The 252-nt window shown below is 49.2% G+C and carries 1 protein-coding gene; it reads left to right on the top strand.

The window, feature by feature from the left end; all coding sequences use genetic code 11:
- Positions 1–252: GH25 family lysozyme (locus tag QVO51_RS09320; protein ID WP_288168074.1), on the top strand; the 252-nt coding region annotated here is incomplete at both ends.

The raw sequence follows: 252 nt of genomic DNA, 5'->3' as shown, positions 1-252 counted from the left end.
AAAATTATTCCGGCGCTAAGGCGGTCGGCATTCCTGTCGGTGCGTACTGGTATTCCTATGCAATGAATGAGAACGAGGCACGGCAGGAGGCGGATGTGTTCCTCTCGGTCATCAAGGGAAAGCAGTTTGAAATGCCTGTATATTTCGATCTTGAGGAAAAGAAGCAGTTCGACCTCGGCAAGGAGAAAGTCTCCGCCATTATGAGAGCATTTCTTGAAAAAGTCGAATCCGCCGGCTATTTCACCGGACTCT

Origin of the sequence: Ruminococcus sp. CAG:379, from assembly GCF_000434255.1 — a bacterium.
Classification (GTDB): Bacteria; Bacillota; Clostridia; order Oscillospirales; family Ruminococcaceae; genus Ruminococcus_F; species Ruminococcus_F champanellensis.
Note: the sequence above shows the minus strand (reverse complement) of the source record. Positions and strands in the feature narration are given on the sequence as shown.